The sequence below is a fragment of the Micromonospora sp. DH14 genome (genome assembly GCF_029809455.1).
In the GTDB taxonomy this organism is placed as follows: Bacteria; Actinomycetota; Actinomycetes; order Mycobacteriales; family Micromonosporaceae; genus Micromonospora; species Micromonospora parva.
Genome location: NZ_JARVKT010000006.1, coordinates 182,923 through 198,070, shown reverse-complemented (window position 1 = coordinate 198,070; position 15,148 = coordinate 182,923). Strand labels below are relative to the sequence as shown.

Here is a 15,148-nt window from a genome sequence, read left to right as displayed (position 1 = left end):
ACCTACTTGCCGAAGCCGGCGAAGGCCGCCCGGATGACGCCGTCCGGGTAGACCTGCAAACCCTGGACCTGCTTGCTGACGGCGGTCAGGTTGCGCTGCCGGTAGAGGTAGATCAGGGCGTCGTCCTGCTGCAGCAGGGTGACCGCCTGGCCGTACAGCTTGCGGCGCTGCTCGACGTCACCGGCCTGACGGGCCTGGGTCAGCAGCGTGTCGAGCTGCGGGTTGCGGTAGCCGGCGACGTTCTGGCTGCCGCCGGTGCCGACGAAGTTGGTGATGTTGGCGTCCGGGTCGATCCGTCCGCTCCACCCCAGTTGCAGCAGCTCGAAGTTGCCGCGGTCCTGCTCGTCGAGGAGCGACGAGTACTCCACCGGGTTGATCTTCAGGTCGAATCCGCCGTCCTTGACCATGGACTGCAACGCCTGGGCCAGGCGCAGCGTGTCGGGGGTGTTCGAGGCGAGCATCGTCACCTCGTACGGCGTCTGCACGCCGGCCTCGGTCAGCAGCTGCTTGGCCTTCGCGGGGTCGTGCGCCGGGCAGGTCTGCGCCTCGGGGGACGAGAACGTGCTCGCTGGCGAGATCGGGGAGCAGGCGACGGCGTGCTCACCGTTGAATACCGCGTCGACCAGGGCCTTGCGGTCGATGGCGTGCTCGAAGGCCTGCCGCACCTTGGCGTTCTGGGCGAGCGGGCGGTTGATGGGCTTGGGGGTGGTGCCGACACCGTCGACGTTGCCGATGTTGATGGTCAGGCCCTGGTATCCGAGGGACTGCGACTGCAGGACGGAGACCGCGGCGTCCTGCCGGAGCGAGGCGACGTCCTGGGTGGAGACGGAGTCGGCCACCTGCGCGTCACCGGAGCGCAGGTTGGCGGCCCGGATGCTCGCGTCGGTGAGGATCCGCCACGAGATGCCATCCAGGTGCACCTTGCTGGCGTCGTAGTAGTTCGGGTCCCGCACCACCTCGATCGCGTTCTGGGGCACCCGCTTGGCGAACTTGAAGGGGCCGACGCAGACCGGTGCCGAGGCGAAATCGTCCCCCCGTGCCTGCAGGGCCTGCGCGCTCATGATCATTCCGGCCCGGTCGGCGAGGGCACCGAGCAGCGGCGCGAACGGCTGCTTCAGCCGCAGGACGACGGTCTGCGCGTCCGGGGTGTCGACGCCGTCGATGGGGCCGAGTTCGCTCTTGCGCGCCGACCGGGCGTTGGTGAGGTGTCGTTGCAGGGTGGCCTTCACCGCGGCCGAGTCGAAGGCCGTCCCGTCCGCGAAGCGCACGCCGGGTCGCAGCGGGATGGTCACCGTCCGGCCGTCGTCGCTCGTGGTGGGCAGGGCCGTCGCGAGCTGCGGTACGACCTGCGCCTGCTCGTTGACGTCGTAGAGCTTCTCGCACATCGCCTGGAAGACGTAGCGGGAGTAGAGGCTTCTCGACAGTGTCGGGTCCAGCGCGTCGGGTTCGGCGGAGAGGGCGATGACCAGGTTGCCGCCCTGCTTCACGGCGGCGGGGTCCGCGGGCGTGCCGAAGGCGTCCTGGCCGGCCGACTGGTCGCCGCCGGACGGGTTGCCGCCATCGCTGTTCGACACCGGTGAGCAGGCGACGGCCGTGCAGACGACGGCAACCGCCGCCACCGCGGCCCGGAGCACCCGACGGCGGGGCAGTGTCGTTTCGCGGACGGAGAGGTTCGTCATGGAGAGCTCCTCAAGTGGGCGATTCGGGGAGCGTATGTTGTATACGATGACCGCCGCAAGACCTCCGTGAAGGGGCTTCTCAGGCCGGGGTGCGGCCGTACAGGGCCGCGCGCAGCGCCGGCCGGAAGACCCGCCGGACATCGGCCGGGGACAGCGCACCGACCGAGCGGATCGGGTTCAGGTACCGCGTGAAGATCAGCCCACCCAGCACACCGACCGCTGCGGTGGCCCGTCGCGTCGCGTCCGGCCCGCCGATAAATTCAGCGATGCGGAGGCGCAGCTCACCGTCCAGATAGTCCCGCAGGGCGCGCATCGTGGCGTCATCCTGCACCGCCATCCGGCTCTGCGCGGGCCCGGCGGCGTCCCACAGGCTGGTGACCGAGTCCAGCAGACGGTCGGCCAACTGCTCCCGGTTGCCCCGCAACGCCTGGTCCAGAGCGGTGGGATCAACGCAGAGCAGGTTCAGTGACTGACTGAAGAGGCCCTGCTTGGAGCCGAAGTGGTAGCTGATCAGCGCCACGTCGACGCCAGCGGCGGTGGCGACGGCCCGCAGGGTGGTGCCCGGATAACCGTGCTTCAGGAACAGCTCGCGGGCGGCCTGCGCGATGCGGGCCTTGGTGTCGGGGTTGCCGCGGGGCCGGCCCCGAGTTTTATTCAACACGGTTGAATAATGCGCTTCCCCGCTGGCACGGTCAACGCCGTCAACCCCAGCGAGGAGCTAACACATGCGCACTGTCGTCTTCGGCGCCACCGGCCCGACCGGCCGTCAGATCACCGAACAGGCTCTGGCCGCCGGCCACGAGGTCGTCGCTGTCACCCGCCGCCCGCCCGTCGGGCCACCGCGCCCCGGCCTCACCGTGGTCAGCGCCGACGTCACCGACCCGGAGGCCGTCGACCGGGCGGTGGCCGGCGGCGACGCCGTCCTGTCCAGCCTGGGCGTCCCGCTCACCCCGAAGCCGATCACCGTGTACTCGACGGGCAACGCGAACATCCTGGCCGCCATGCACCGCCACGGGGTCAAGCGCCTGATCACCGTCAGCTCCAGCGTGCTCGACCCCACCTGGCGACCGACCGGCGAGTTCTTCTTCAACAACGTGCTGGACCCGCTGTTCAACCGCAGGGCGGGCCGCACCGCGCACGAGGACATGCGGCGGATGGAGTCCCTCGTCCGCGAGAGCGACCTGGACTGGACCATCGCCCGACCGTCCGGGCTGTTCGACCACCCGACCGTCACCCGCTACCAGGTGGCCGAGGACGTCGCCGACGGCCTCTTCACGGCACGCGCGGACCTGGCGGCGAGCATGCTGGCGCAGCTGACCGACGAGCGGTACGTCCGGCGGGCGATGGCGGTGGTCACCACCGAGGTCAGGCCGAGCATCGCGGGCCTGATCTGGCGCGAGGCCGTGCTGAAGAAGAAGTGACCCGACGGCCGGGCCACGGTGGGAAGCGGCCCACTCGGCGCCGCTTCCCACCGTCCTCCTAGGAGTTGTACGCCTGCGCGGTCACCGCGACCTGACGGGCTACGCCCGGCCGCGCCGGCCAGGAGACCCGCACCTCCCGGGTCTCCCCCGGCAGCAGCCAGAAGTAGTTGTCGTCGTAGCGGGCCGGCAGAACCCGGTTGCCGTCCTTGTCGCGCACGGCGAGCCGGACCAGCGCGGCGACCGTACGGCCCTGGTTGCGGACGGTCGTGGTGACGGTGTTGCGCCCGTCCACGACGCGTACGGTGCTCGACGACGTCGACAGTCGGGTGCTCGGCACGTCGTTGAGCGCCCGCATCTGCTCGGCCTTGTCGTAGCGCCAGTAGGTGTTCTCCGCGAGCAGCCGGTCGCGGCTGTCGCGCAGCTCCAGTCGCACCAGGTGCAGCCCGCCGCCGTCCGGCGCGGCGAGGGGGAAGACCGTCGTCGTGGCCGAGCGGGCCACGTCCACCCGCTGACGCTGCGCCGGACCCAACGACCGGCCGCTCAGGTCGTAGCGTCGGGCGCTCACGGTGACCCCACTCAGCGGCGCGGCGGTGTGGTTGACCACCCGCACCTGCCAGGTGCCCGGGTCGGCCTGGACGTGCACCGGCTCGCACCCCTTGCGGGCACCGTAGTAGGCGCCGTTCACGTCGAGGTCGTAGTCGTAGGTCTGCCAGACCGTGCTGTGCCACGCCGGGTGCGACATCCACAGCAGCAGACCGGTGGCGTCCTGCCACAGGTTGGCGTTCCACGCCTCGAACATGGCGCGGTGGCTCTCGTAGTTGACGAACTGCGCCCGGGTCGCGAACTCGTCGAGCGAGCCGGACTCACCGAGTCGCGCGTCGATCGCCGCCTGGTACGTGCCGACGCGCTGGTTACCGATCGTCGACCAGTCGTGGTAGTTCCACACCTCACCGATCGGCCACTCCGGAGCGTCCCCGACGAGGTTGCGCATGCTCTCGGTCACCGACACCACCGGCATGCCGATCTCGGTGTGGAAGCCGAACGAGTCCGCCTCGTAGATCGTCTTGTCGGTGTAGGTCGTCGGGTCGACCCAGCCGTACGGCCCACGCCCGCTCACGATGCCGCTGGCCGAGTTGGGGATGTAGAGGATCTCCGGGTGCTCGGTGGCGACGGCCTGCTTGAGCCCCGCGTCGACGATCGGCGGCGGGTCCCCCTCGTTGGCGCCGCACCAGACGACGATGCTCGGGTGGTGGCGGAAGCGCCGGATGGTGTCGGCGGCGATGTCGACGTAGCCGGGCGGGTTGGGCAGGAACGCGCCGGCCTGCCAGAAGTCGTTCCACACCAGGATGCCCTGCTCGTCGCAGGCCTGGTACAGCTCCTCGCGGTTGCTGCTGCCGAGCCAGTTGCGGATCATCGTGAAGTTCATGTCGCGGTGCATCTCGACCGTGTCGGCCAGCCGGTCGGGCAGCACCCGGCGCAGCAGTTCGTCCCAGCCCCAGTTGCCGCCACGGGCGAACACCGGCACGCCGTTCACCGTGATCTTCAGTTCGGTGATCTTGTTGCTGACCGTCTTGATGTCGGTCCAGCGCTGCCCGTCGGTGGAGACCTGGATGACGAAGTCGCGGGCGTACGCCTGCTCCCAGACGATGGTGACCTGGTCGAACGCGACGGGAGCGCCGAGGTCGACCTGGATCCACTGGTTGTCCTCGAACTTCGACGACCACCGGGTCCGCGGGTTGCCGTCGACGGCCCGCTCCGGGCCGTTGGAGTCGCCGTCGGACGACGACGCGGTGGCGGTGCGGCGCAGCGCCAGGTCGACGTCCGGCTCGGCCTGCCGCTGCACCGAGAGCGCCCACATGGACACACCCCACGACGTCGCCCGCGCACCGGTCTGGATGCGCAGGTGCTGGGCGGTCTGGCTGGGGAACGTCTCGACCTGGGTGGCGCGGCTGCCCAGCGGGGTGTCGTTGCTGACGGACTTCACGTCGGTCCAGGCGTTCCCGTCGGCGGAGACCTGGACGCGGTAGTCCAGCGCGTACGCCTGCTCCCACACGATGGTGACCCGGTCGAAGTCGACCGCCGCGCCGAGGTCGACCTGGATCCACTGGTCGTCCTCGGCGCGGGAGGCCCACCGGGTCGCCGGATCGCCGTCGACGGCCCTGCCGGGAAGATTGCTGTCGTTCTCCGAGGACGACGCGGTGGCGTCGCGGCGCAGGGCGAGATCCGGGCCGGTGCCGTCGGCCACCGACAGCGAGAACATCGAGATGCCCCAACCGGTGGCGCGCTGGCCGGCCTGGATGCGTACGTGCCGGGCGTGCTGACGGTCGAACGTGACCGTCTGGGTCGCGGCGCCGTCGACGAACTCCAACGCCGGCTTGCCGGGGGGCGAGATGACGACCGGCTGGTGCCAGTCGTAGGCGAACTCGCGGACACCGAAGCGCAGCGCACGCCGGTCGCTGACCGAGCGGTTGACGGTGGCGGTGAGCGTGAGGTCGTACAGGTGCGGGTCGCCGTAGCCGTTGGGCCACCAGAGCCGGGGCTTGCGCAGCCGCAACGCGGGGAAGCGCTCCGGGCTGAAGGTGACTGTGGTGTTCGCCCCGGCGGGGACGGTCACCGTGGACTCGACGCGTACCTTGTCGAACTCGGCGCGGACGGTGACAGTGGTGGCGGTGGCCGCCGCGTTGCGGACCGGCACCCGGATGGTGACCTCGGCGGTGTCGGTGCCGGGCAGGTCGGGCAACGTGGTCTGCACGTGCGGGTCGCCGATGACCACGGCGCCGGTGCTGCGCAGGCGGACGTGGTCCCAGAGGCCGGTGACCCGGTCGCGGACGGCGGGCATCCAGTCCCACCCGGACACCGCCAGGTAGGTCGGCGCGTCCAGGTAGTGGTGGGCCGACTGGAGGAAGGTACGGCCGTCCGGGCCCTTGTCGCCGGGGGTGCCCGGGTGCGGCATCGGGGTCACCCGGACGGCGAGGACGTGCTCGCCACGGTGATCGGCGAGCGCGTCGGTGATGTCGAAGGCCGCCCGCGCGAACGGGTGCGTGAGGGTGCCGACCTGGACGCCGTTGACCCAGGCGGTCGCCTCGTGGTTGATCCCGTCGAACTCCAGCCAGATCCGCCGGCCGGCCGTGGTGTCCATCTCGCGTGGCAGTCGCAGCGCGCGCCGGTACCACCAGGCGTGCCGTGACAGCGCCTCCGGGATGCGCATGTTGTTGAAGCCGGCCACGGGGTCGGGCAGGTGACCCTGCTCGACCAGGGTGCCCAGCACGGTGCCGGGCACCGTCGCCGGCAGCCAGGACCGGACGTCGACACCGGCGCGGGAGAGTTCCGCGCCGTCGGCGGTGCCGGCGAAGTCGTCCATCGTCAACGACCAGCCCGACTCCAGCGGGACCGTACCGTCGGCGGCGACTCTCAGCTCGGGCGCCGGGCCGGTGTTGCCGCCCTCCCAGCTGGTCCAACCCGCGGCCTTCGGCCGGCCGGCCAGCGGTACGCCGTAGACCTGGAAGCCGTTGAGGCCCACCGGGTTGCTGTTCGAGCGCTTCGTGACGGTCATCCGGACCCAGCGGGCGGTGACGGGCTCGGGCAGCTTGATGGTCTGTACGCCGCCCTGCCCCTCGCTGGTCTCGTACACCGACCGCCAGGAACGGCCGTCGGTGGAAATCTCGATCCGGTACGCCGTCGCGGCGCTGGACAGGATCTCGTCGCCGTCGGTGTCGGTGTAGTTGCCGTCGAACGGCGCGTCGGTGAGCGTGGCCTCGAAGACCAGGCAGACGGCCTCGACCCAGCACGGCGCCTCGAGGTCCACCGAGATCCACTGTGGATCGCCGTTGGCGGCCCGCCACCCGCTCCCCCGCACGCCCACCAGCGGCAGACCGTCCACGGCGAAGGTGGCGGGCGTCGGTGCGTAGTCGGTCGAGGAGACCGCCACCGGGCGGTACCGGGCGAGGTCGGTGGTGGTCGGGGTGGTGCTCGGCGTCGGCCCGGCGGCGGACGCGAGGGCGTCCGGCAGGACCGCTGTCACCCCGACCGAGGCGAGCAGCGTCGCACCGGCGGAGAGGAAGGTACGCCGCGAAATCGGCGATGGCTCGGACATCGTGCCTCCAGAAGTGACAACGTTGTCAGACGGCGGAGATCCGTGACAACGTTGCCAGATGGTGGCCTGATGTTTCCCGAGAGTCAAGAGCCCGCGTGCGACAGCGGGGGTGCGGGCGGCCGTGCGCCGCCCCCACCCCCGGGCCGATCACTCCGGGTACGAGGGCCCCGGCTCGGTCCGCAGCATCCGCTTGAGCATGCGGTTCGCCTCCCGCATCTCGTCGGTGATCAGACGGGTCCGTACCGTCCCCTTGCCGGTCAGCTTGCCGCCCACCTCGAACACCTCCGTCTCGCCCGGCAGCGGCACCGCCTGGCAACCCGTGTACGTCTGGGCGGGCAGACGGCCGTCGAGCAGGAAGGCGTACACCGGGTCGTCCACGCAGGGCGTGTAGTACGGGAAGACACCGTGGCTGCCCTCGTTGTCGACGCTGATCATCGACGCGCCCGGCAGCTTCTTCGACGCCGCCAGCGCACCTTCGTAGGCCGTGGCGACGTCAAGCTCGTCCTGGAGCATCAGCACCTTCGGGAACGTCTTCCGGTCGAACGTCGGCATCCGGTTGCTGGTCGGCCAGTACGCGCACGCGGGCGGGTTCTGCAGGTACGGCGCGACCAGCGGGGCGTCGCGGGTCAGTCGCCGACTGAACGCGTTCCAGTACGCGACACTGTCGTTCCACTGCCCGTCCTGGCAGCGGATCACCTCGAAGACGTAGTCGATGTCGTACGTGTACTCGTCCGCGGCCTGGACCAGCTGGGCCCGATCACGCTGCGTCTTCAGGGCCGCCTCGGCGGAGACGCGCGCCTGCTCGACGTACGCCCGACCGTCGGCGGTGACCCCCGGCGCCACGCGCAGCTTGGCGGTGGCGGCGGTGAGGATCTGCTCGGGCGTCCAGCCGTTCCACTCCTCGTAGTACTGGATCACGGTGTTCACCGCCGCCGCGGCGACCGGGTAGTTCTGGGTGTCGTAGAGAGCGCCGAGGATGAACCAGCCGAACATGAACGGACCCATGCCGACGCGGGTGCCGCCGGCCCGCTCGAACATCTCCCGGATCTTCATCGGGTCGGTGCCCCGACCGTACAGATCGTCGTGGCGGGCCATGTACGGCAGCAACTGCTCCTGGAACGCCCGGTCGCGGGTGAACGGTTGCAGGTCCCAGGTCTCCTGCAGGGTGGGCGAGCCGACCGCGGCCACCGAGTCGAGCACCATCCGGTCGGTGCGGCTGCCGAACGTCGCCGCGTACCAGGTGCCCAGCCAGGTGCCGTACGAGTAGCCGAGGTAGTTGAGCTTGCGCTCGCCCAGCAGCACCCGGATGAAGTCCATGTCGTAGGTGGTCTGCTCGGTGGTGATGTACTTCGTCAGCTCGGTGCTGCGGCAGCCGGCCACGTTGGCCCGGGTGATCAGGTCGTTGGTGTTGTCGGTGTCGCGGTAGGTGACCGTGCAGAGCAGCGGGGTGCTCTGACCGACACCACGCGGGTCGAACCCGATCACGTCGTAGTGCTCGGCGAGGGCGGGCGCGGACCGCGCCACGTAGGGCGCCAGCGACAGGCCGCTGCCGCCGGGGCCGCCCGGATTGACCAGCAGGATGCCCTTGCGGTCACTACCGGAGGCGACGGTACGGCTGATCCGGACCTGGATCGTCGCGCCGTCACCGGGGTTGTGCCAGTCGCGCGGCACCGTGACCGTCGCGCAGGCCAGCCGCAACTGCGCCTCGTCCTCGGCGCCGACGTCGGGCAACCCGCACGGCTCCCAGACGAGCCGTTGAGTGGCGAGCGTCGCGGCCAGGGCTGCGGTGTCCGGTTCGGCCGCCTTCGCCGCGGCGGCCGGGGTGCCGGCCGTACCGCCGCTCAGGACGGCCGCGACCAGTGTCGCGGCGAGGATGGCGGCCGGCCGGCGCACCCGACGTGGGTGGCGCGGGCTGGTCGTGAGGTGGGGCATCGTCCCGTCCTCTCGTGGAGCGGTTGATCGAGTGGCTCCACCCTGGACCAGGAGTGTTTCGCGACGATGGTCCCCGGTTGACGAAGACCGGCCATGTCAGGATCCGGCCAGTCACAGCCAGCCGCGGCGGCTGGCCTGCACACCGAGCTGGAACCGGCTGCGCGCGCCGAGCAGTTCCTGCAGGCGACTGACCCGCCGGTGCACGGTCCGGTTGCTGACGCCGAGGTCGCGGGCGATGGCCTCGTCGGTGAGGCCCGCGGTGAGCAGGGCGAGCAGCCGCTGGGTGGCGGCCGTCGGCTCGGCGTCCGGCTCGGCGGCGTCGGTGCTGGCGTGGATCGGCGCACCGAGTCGCCAGAACACCTCGAACAGCTCGGATAGCCCGTCGAGCAGGCGGGAGCGGTGCACCAGCAGCGCGTCGGTGTCCTCCCCGCTGCCGCGCGGCAGGATGACGATGCCGCGGTCCCTGTCGGTCAGCATCATCTTCAGCGGCAGCTCCGGGAAGACCCGCGCCTGCTCACCGGCCGCCACCGCGGCGCGGACCGCAGCCAGCATCGCCTCGTCGTGCAGCAACTCCCCCTCGTAGACGCACCGATAACGCAGGCCGCGCCGCAACCCGTCGTACTGGACCTCTTCCGGCACCCGGGCGGTGTCGCGCAGGTACGGCCCGCGCTCCAGACCGCGTACCTCCGTGCGGGCGCCGGCCTGGAGCTGGCGGAACAGGTCGCGGGCGGCGTGCTTGCCCTCGACGACCTCGACGAACGCGGCGCCGGTGCCGTGGACCGCGCTGTACAGACCGGACAGCGCCTCCGCTGCGGCCCGGGCCCGGGCGGCCTCCATCTCGCGCTGGGTGGCCCAGCTCTCCAGCGCGGTTCGCGGTGGCCGCAGGTGCAGTACGCCGGCCGTGTCGCGGTGCACCGCCCCGCTGCTCAGCAACCCGGCGAGCGCGCGGGCGGCCCCGGGCGACGCGGTGGACAGGAACTCCCGCTGCGGCACGGGTGCCACCCGCAGCAGGTCGCGGTAGACGTCCGCGATGTCGGAGGTGATTGGGAGCGGTCCCATGTCGAGGGCGGAGGAGGCCACGCCGGGAGGCTCGGTTGGCATGCCGGGGATCGTAGAACGCGAGGTTGCCGGCGGCTCCACAGGGCCGGAGGCCGCCCGCCGCTGCCGTTGGCTCCGGGCTTCCGCGGCCGTGGGTGGAAGGCTCGGCGGTTGCCTTTGGAGCTGATGCCATAAACGAATCACCCACGCCGCGCGGTCAGCTCGCCGGCCCGCCCTCGCGGCGATCGGGATCCCGGGGGCGGTACTCGGGGCGCAGCTTCGCGCTCGCGAACGCCGCCTTCACTGCCGCCGAGAGCGCGACGATGTCGTACGCGCCGTGGTGTCGACGGCCGTTGATGAAGAAGGTCGGGGTGCCGGTGACGCCGCTGAGGTCGGCGGAGTCGACGTCCTCGGCGATCCGGTCCACGCCCATCCGTTTCACCATGTGCTCCCGGAACCCGTCCAGATCCAGGCCGAGCTGTTCGGCGTAGCCGAGCACGTCGCCGGGGTTGAGCGCGTCCTGGTGGGCGAGCAGCAGGTCGTGCATCTCCCAGAACGCGCCCTGTTCCCCCGCCGCCTCGGCGGCCTCGGCGGCGAGCCGGGCGTGCGGGTGGACGTCGGTGAGCGGCAGGTGCCGCCAGACGTACCGGACGTTGGCGAAATCCGCCAACAGCTCTCGGACCACCGGCTCTGCCTGCCCACAGTACGGGCACTCGAAGTCGCCGTACTCCACCACCGTCACCGGCGCTTCGAGCGACCCGCGCATGTGATCGCGGTTCGGGTCGACCGGCAACATCAGGTCGACGATGCCCTCGGTGACGCCCAGCAGCGCGCGTGACCGCCGTGCCGGCGAGAGCCGGCCGACGAAGCGGAACACCAGCCAGGTCACGAGGGACGCGCCGAACGTGGCCACGAGGATGCCGAACTTCGCCTCGTCCAGGGCCGGGCCGTCCAGGGCATGGGTGGCGATCAGCAGCGCGACGGTGAACCCGATGCCGGAGACCGTGCCGACCCCGAGGACGGCGAGCCACCCGACGGGCGGCCGGAACCGGTTGCCGCTCAGCCGGGCCACCAGCCACGCGGTGAGCACGATCCCGGCCGGCTTGCCGACGACGTACGCCACCACGACGCCGAGCGTGACCGGGGAGGCCACGGCCCTGGCCAACAGGTCGCCGTCGATCACGATCCCGACGTTGGCCAGCGCGAACAGTGGCACCACCAGGTAGCTCGCCCACGGGTGGTAGAGCGTCTGCAGCCGCTCGTTCGGCGACAGCGCGGCGGTGAGCCCGGCTCGGGCCATGCGGGCCAGTTGTGGGGTGGGCTGTTCCCGGAAGAGGCGGAACTGGTCGCTGGCGTGTTGCAGGTCGCTGCGGCCGGGGGCGTACGCGTAGGTCAGCAACCCCATCACCAGGCCCACCGCCACCGGATCGACACCGGACATCGAGACCGCCAACCAGGCCGCCACCCCCAACACCCCGTAGACCGGCCCGAACTGCACACCCCACGCCCGGAGGAGCAGGACGACGCCGAAGATCACCGCCGCGACGACCAGCGCCGTCACCGAGGGATGGTGCGGGTACGCGATGGCCAGCACCGCGATCGCCACCACGTCGTCGACGACGGCGACGGTCAGCAGGAAACCCCGCAACCGTTCCGAGAAGCGCGGCCCGAAGACGGCCAGCGCCCCGAGCGCGAGCGCCGTGTCCGTGGCCATCACCGCGCCCCACCCCGCGGCGGTGGTCCGCCCGGCGTTGATCGCGAGATAGATCGCGACCGGCACGAGCATGCCACCGATCCCGACCAGCATGGGCAACGCCAGGCGACGCCGCTCCCGCAACTCGCCGATGTCGAACTCGCGACGCAACTCCAGCCCCGCGACCAGGAAGAAGAACGTCATCAGGCCGCTGTTGATCCAGGTACGCAGGTCGTGCGACACGGTCCAGCCGCCGACCTGGATCGACAGGGAGGTGCCCCAGACCGACTCGTACGACGACACATGCAGATTCGCCCAGCCGAGAGCGGCCAGCGCGGCGATGAGCACCACCCGCGCGCCGCCGGTCTCGGTGCGCAGGAACCGGCGCAGCGGAGCGTTGATCCGCCCCTGCCAGGCCGTTCGGCTGGTCCAGCCCCGGCGCATGTTGTCGCTCGTCACGGGGACAATCTTCGCCGACCCGACCGTCACACGGCTCCGATTGCCACTCCTCCCCGCCGAAGACGACCGCGCGCGCTCATCCCGCCCCCACTGCGCCGATCTTGCGCTTTCGGTGGTCAGGTTGCGGTCTTCCGTGTCATTTGTCGCGGCACAAAGTGCAAGATCGCGCGGGGAGGGCCAGCCTTCGCGGGCATGCACGCAGCGGCATCGATTGGTAACGTGCCGTGGGGTCGCCGGTTGCCGCCGGCGGCGCTCCCCTGGGGAGGGTCGACATGTGGGCGGACGACGCCGCGCTCGACGCGGCGGAGCGCCGGCTCGACGAGTGGGAATCATCGCTCGCCGAACGGGCCGAACGCGCCAAGGCGTTGTCGACGACGATGCGGAACCTGACCGGCACCGCCCGCAACGCCGACCGGACGGTCGAGGTCACCGTCGACTCGACCGGCCTGCTGATCGACCTCACGCTCGACGAGGGCATCCGGCAACAACCAGCGACCCGCACCGCCCGGCAGATCCTGGAAACCACAGCTGCCGCCCGCGCGGACCTGCTCCGGCAGGTCAGCGCCACAGTCGGGGAGACGCTCGGCGACGACTCGAGCGCCCAGCCCATCATCGACTCGTACCGCAGCCGGCTTTTCCCCGACCAGGGGTCGAACGATGCCCGCCGGTGACGGCATCCAGGTCGACCCGGACGACCTGACCGCCCACGCCGCGCGCCTCGACCGCTGCGCCGGCAGCCTCGACACCGCCCACCAGGCAGGCCAGCACGTCCGGTTGGGCGCTGACGCCTACGGGCAGCTCTGCGCGATGATGCCGGTGCTGCTCGGCGGCCTCCAGCAGGCAGTGGTCGACGGCATCGGCGCCGCCGCCACGTCGGTCCGCGACACCGCCGGCAGGCTGCGGGTCGGCGCGGACCGCTACCGCAGCTCAGACGCCCACGCCCAACACCTGCTCGACAGCGTGCGGCAGCACCGGCTCGACGAGGTGCGGCAGCACCGGTGACGTCGAACCCGCTCGTCGCCGCCGCTGCGGACACCCCGCCCAGCGCCTGGGCGGGCGTGTGGATCTGCGAGGACATCGACCTCATCGCGCAGGGCATCCGCAACGGCAGTTGGATCGACGGCAGCCTCGGCGTCGTGAGCGCCGGCCTGGACGCCCTCGCCCTCGTCTCCGACCCGGTCGGCGCCCTGCTCCAGTACGGGATCGCCTGGCTCATCGAACACGTCAAGCCGCTCAGCGAGGCGCTGGACTGGCTCGCCGGCGACCCCGCGCAGATCACCGCACACGCCCAGACCTGGCGTACCGTCGCCGGGTCGCTGCGCGACGACGCCGCCGAACTGGCGCACGCCGTGCGCAACGACGTCGCTGGCTGGGGCGGCAGCGCCGGCCCCGCCTACCGGGCCTGGGCCGCCGAACAACACCAGGCCATCACCGGCCTCGCCCAGGGCGCCGACACCCTGGCCGCGATCACCGAAGGCGCCGCCGGCCTGGTCGCCGCCGTCCGGCTCCTCGTCCGCGACGCCATCGCCACCTGCGTGTCCCGCATCATCGTGTACGCGGGCGAACTCCTCATCACCGGCGGACTGGCCGCGCCACTGGTCGTGGAGCAGGTGACGACCTTGGTCGCGTCCTGGGGTGCACGGATCGCGCGGCTGTTGCGCGGGTTGCTGGCCAGCCTGCGGCGGCTGATCCCGGAGGTACGTCGACTCGGCGACCTCATCGAGAAACTCAAACAGGCGTTGGGGCGAATCCAGAAACAACCACCCGCCCCACAGAAGCCCGACGGCCCCGCTCCGACCAAGATTCCGGGCGATCCCAGCCGACCGGACTTCACCAAGGCTGAGATCGACGCACGGAAGATCACCGCCTACGCCATGAACCCGGATCACCCGGTCGGGCGGAACAAGTACCGCGTCATCAACTCCGCCACCGGCCTCGGCCCGGAGGATGCCGACGCGATCATGCGGCAGATCCGCGAAGGGGTTGTCGCTGGTACGCCACTGCTGGGCAAAGCCGACGAGTTCGGCCAGCGGTGGAACGTGGATCTACCCCTGACCGGGCCAAGTGGCACGGTCATCGTTCGCACAGCTTGGATACTGGAGAATGGATCCTCTTCGCCGCGAATGGTGACCATCTCGTTCCCGCCCAAGGAAGGGTGACATGTTGGAGTTGTACGACGTGGTTGAGCTCCGCGAAGCCATTCCGGGAGAATCACTGCCTGCCGGGGCAGTGGGAACCGTCGTTCATATTTTCAACGACTCCCCCACTGCCTACGAGATCGAGTTCGCCGACGTCGACGGTCGCACCACCGCCATGGTCACGCTCCGGGCCGACCAGGTGATACACCGAGGTGGGTAGTTGGTCCGTGCGTCACCCACGAGTATTCATTGTGGGGAAGTAATGGCTGGCCTCATCGTCCTGAAACCAGGCGTCGACTGGACCGCAACCGGAGGGTTGTTCGACTGGACGCTGGAGTTCCTGATCTCCCGCCTCTCGGACCGGCAGACCGCCAACCACCTGCAGGAGATCGTCGACAACAACCTTGGGTCGGTGTGGATCGACGACTTGCCCGCCGCAGCGCAGGAGGAGATCGTCAGCCACTGGCGCGACGGCCTGGTGGCGGCTGGCGAGCGCCAACTTCCGGAGACCGAGCACAAGGTCGACGTCATCCGCCACCTTCAGGAACTGGTCGACGCGACCTATTCGGCTGGGTTTCCCGGATCAAGCAGCCCTGGTGGTCGCTGACGCCGTGCGGTCCCATCGTCGCAGGAGTTGGACTGCGAACCGGTACTATGCGCCCATGAGCTCAGAGGCGGTTGGCAGGTACATGCCC

Annotated in this window: 12 protein-coding genes; 6 read left to right on the top strand and 6 right to left on the bottom strand. The window is 70.7% G+C overall.

Going from position 1 to position 15,148, the window contains the following annotated elements:
• Positions 1-2 precede the first annotated feature (2 nt).
• Both QCZ28_RS11225 and QCZ28_RS11220 read right to left on the bottom strand, forming a co-directional pair.
• Positions 3-1,679: an ABC transporter substrate-binding protein gene (locus QCZ28_RS11225; RefSeq protein ID WP_279516560.1), complete on the bottom strand. Its 1,677-nt coding sequence runs from the start codon at positions 1,677-1,679 to the stop codon at positions 3-5.
• Between the two features lie 79 nt (positions 1,680-1,758).
• Positions 1,759-2,340: a TetR family transcriptional regulator gene (locus QCZ28_RS11220; protein WP_279516559.1), complete on the bottom strand. Its 582-nt coding sequence runs from the start codon at positions 2,338-2,340 to the stop codon at positions 1,759-1,761.
• Between the two features lie 64 nt (positions 2,341-2,404).
• Here QCZ28_RS11220 and QCZ28_RS11215 point away from each other — a divergent pair, with 64 nt between their 5' ends.
• Positions 2,405-3,100: an NAD(P)H-binding protein gene (locus QCZ28_RS11215; protein WP_279516558.1), complete on the top strand. Its 696-nt coding sequence runs from the start codon at positions 2,405-2,407 to the stop codon at positions 3,098-3,100.
• 58 nt (positions 3,101-3,158) lie between these two features.
• Here QCZ28_RS11215 and QCZ28_RS11210 read toward each other — a convergent pair whose 3' ends face one another.
• The 4 genes from QCZ28_RS11210 to QCZ28_RS11195 all read right to left on the bottom strand — a co-directional run bounded on the left by QCZ28_RS11210 (position 3,159) and on the right by QCZ28_RS11195 (position 12,315).
• Positions 3,159-7,193 (bottom strand): discoidin domain-containing protein, encoded by a 4,035-nt coding sequence (locus tag QCZ28_RS11210; protein ID WP_279516557.1) that lies wholly within the window; start codon positions 7,191-7,193, stop codon positions 3,159-3,161.
• Between the two features lie 147 nt (positions 7,194-7,340).
• Positions 7,341-9,125, bottom strand: a complete 1,785-nt coding sequence (locus QCZ28_RS11205; protein ID WP_279516556.1) for an alpha/beta hydrolase — start codon at positions 9,123-9,125, stop codon at positions 7,341-7,343.
• Between the two features lie 111 nt (positions 9,126-9,236).
• On the bottom strand, positions 9,237-10,226 hold the full coding sequence (locus QCZ28_RS11200) for a LuxR C-terminal-related transcriptional regulator (protein WP_279516555.1): 990 nt from the start codon (positions 10,224-10,226) through the stop codon (positions 9,237-9,239).
• A gap of 154 nt (positions 10,227-10,380) precedes the next feature.
• Positions 10,381-12,315, bottom strand: coding sequence for a Na+/H+ antiporter NhaA (locus tag QCZ28_RS11195; RefSeq protein ID WP_279516554.1), 1,935 nt, complete (start codon positions 12,313-12,315; stop codon positions 10,381-10,383).
• 272 nt (positions 12,316-12,587) lie between these two features.
• Here QCZ28_RS11195 and QCZ28_RS11190 point away from each other — a divergent pair, with 272 nt between their 5' ends.
• Genes QCZ28_RS11190 through QCZ28_RS11170 form a run of 5 tightly spaced genes read left to right on the top strand, consistent with a single transcriptional unit; the run spans position 12,588 to position 15,060 of the window.
• Positions 12,588-12,986: a YbaB/EbfC family DNA-binding protein gene (locus QCZ28_RS11190; RefSeq protein WP_279516553.1), complete on the top strand. Its 399-nt coding sequence runs from the start codon at positions 12,588-12,590 to the stop codon at positions 12,984-12,986.
• Positions 12,973-13,317: a type VII secretion target gene (locus QCZ28_RS11185; protein WP_210864392.1), complete on the top strand. Its 345-nt coding sequence runs from the start codon at positions 12,973-12,975 to the stop codon at positions 13,315-13,317. Before QCZ28_RS11190 ends, QCZ28_RS11185 begins: the two co-directional genes overlap by 14 nt.
• Positions 13,314-14,474, top strand: coding sequence for a WXG100 family type VII secretion target (locus tag QCZ28_RS11180; RefSeq protein WP_279516552.1), 1,161 nt, complete (start codon positions 13,314-13,316; stop codon positions 14,472-14,474). The genes QCZ28_RS11185 and QCZ28_RS11180 overlap by 4 nt, the downstream gene beginning before the upstream one ends.
• Position 14,475: 1 nt before the next feature.
• Positions 14,476-14,673: a DUF4926 domain-containing protein gene (locus QCZ28_RS11175; protein WP_279516551.1), complete on the top strand. Its 198-nt coding sequence runs from the start codon at positions 14,476-14,478 to the stop codon at positions 14,671-14,673.
• 42 nt (positions 14,674-14,715) lie between these two features.
• On the top strand, positions 14,716-15,060 hold the full coding sequence (locus QCZ28_RS11170; protein ID WP_279516550.1) for a hypothetical protein: 345 nt from the start codon (positions 14,716-14,718) through the stop codon (positions 15,058-15,060).
• Positions 15,061-15,148: the final 88 nt, after the last annotated feature.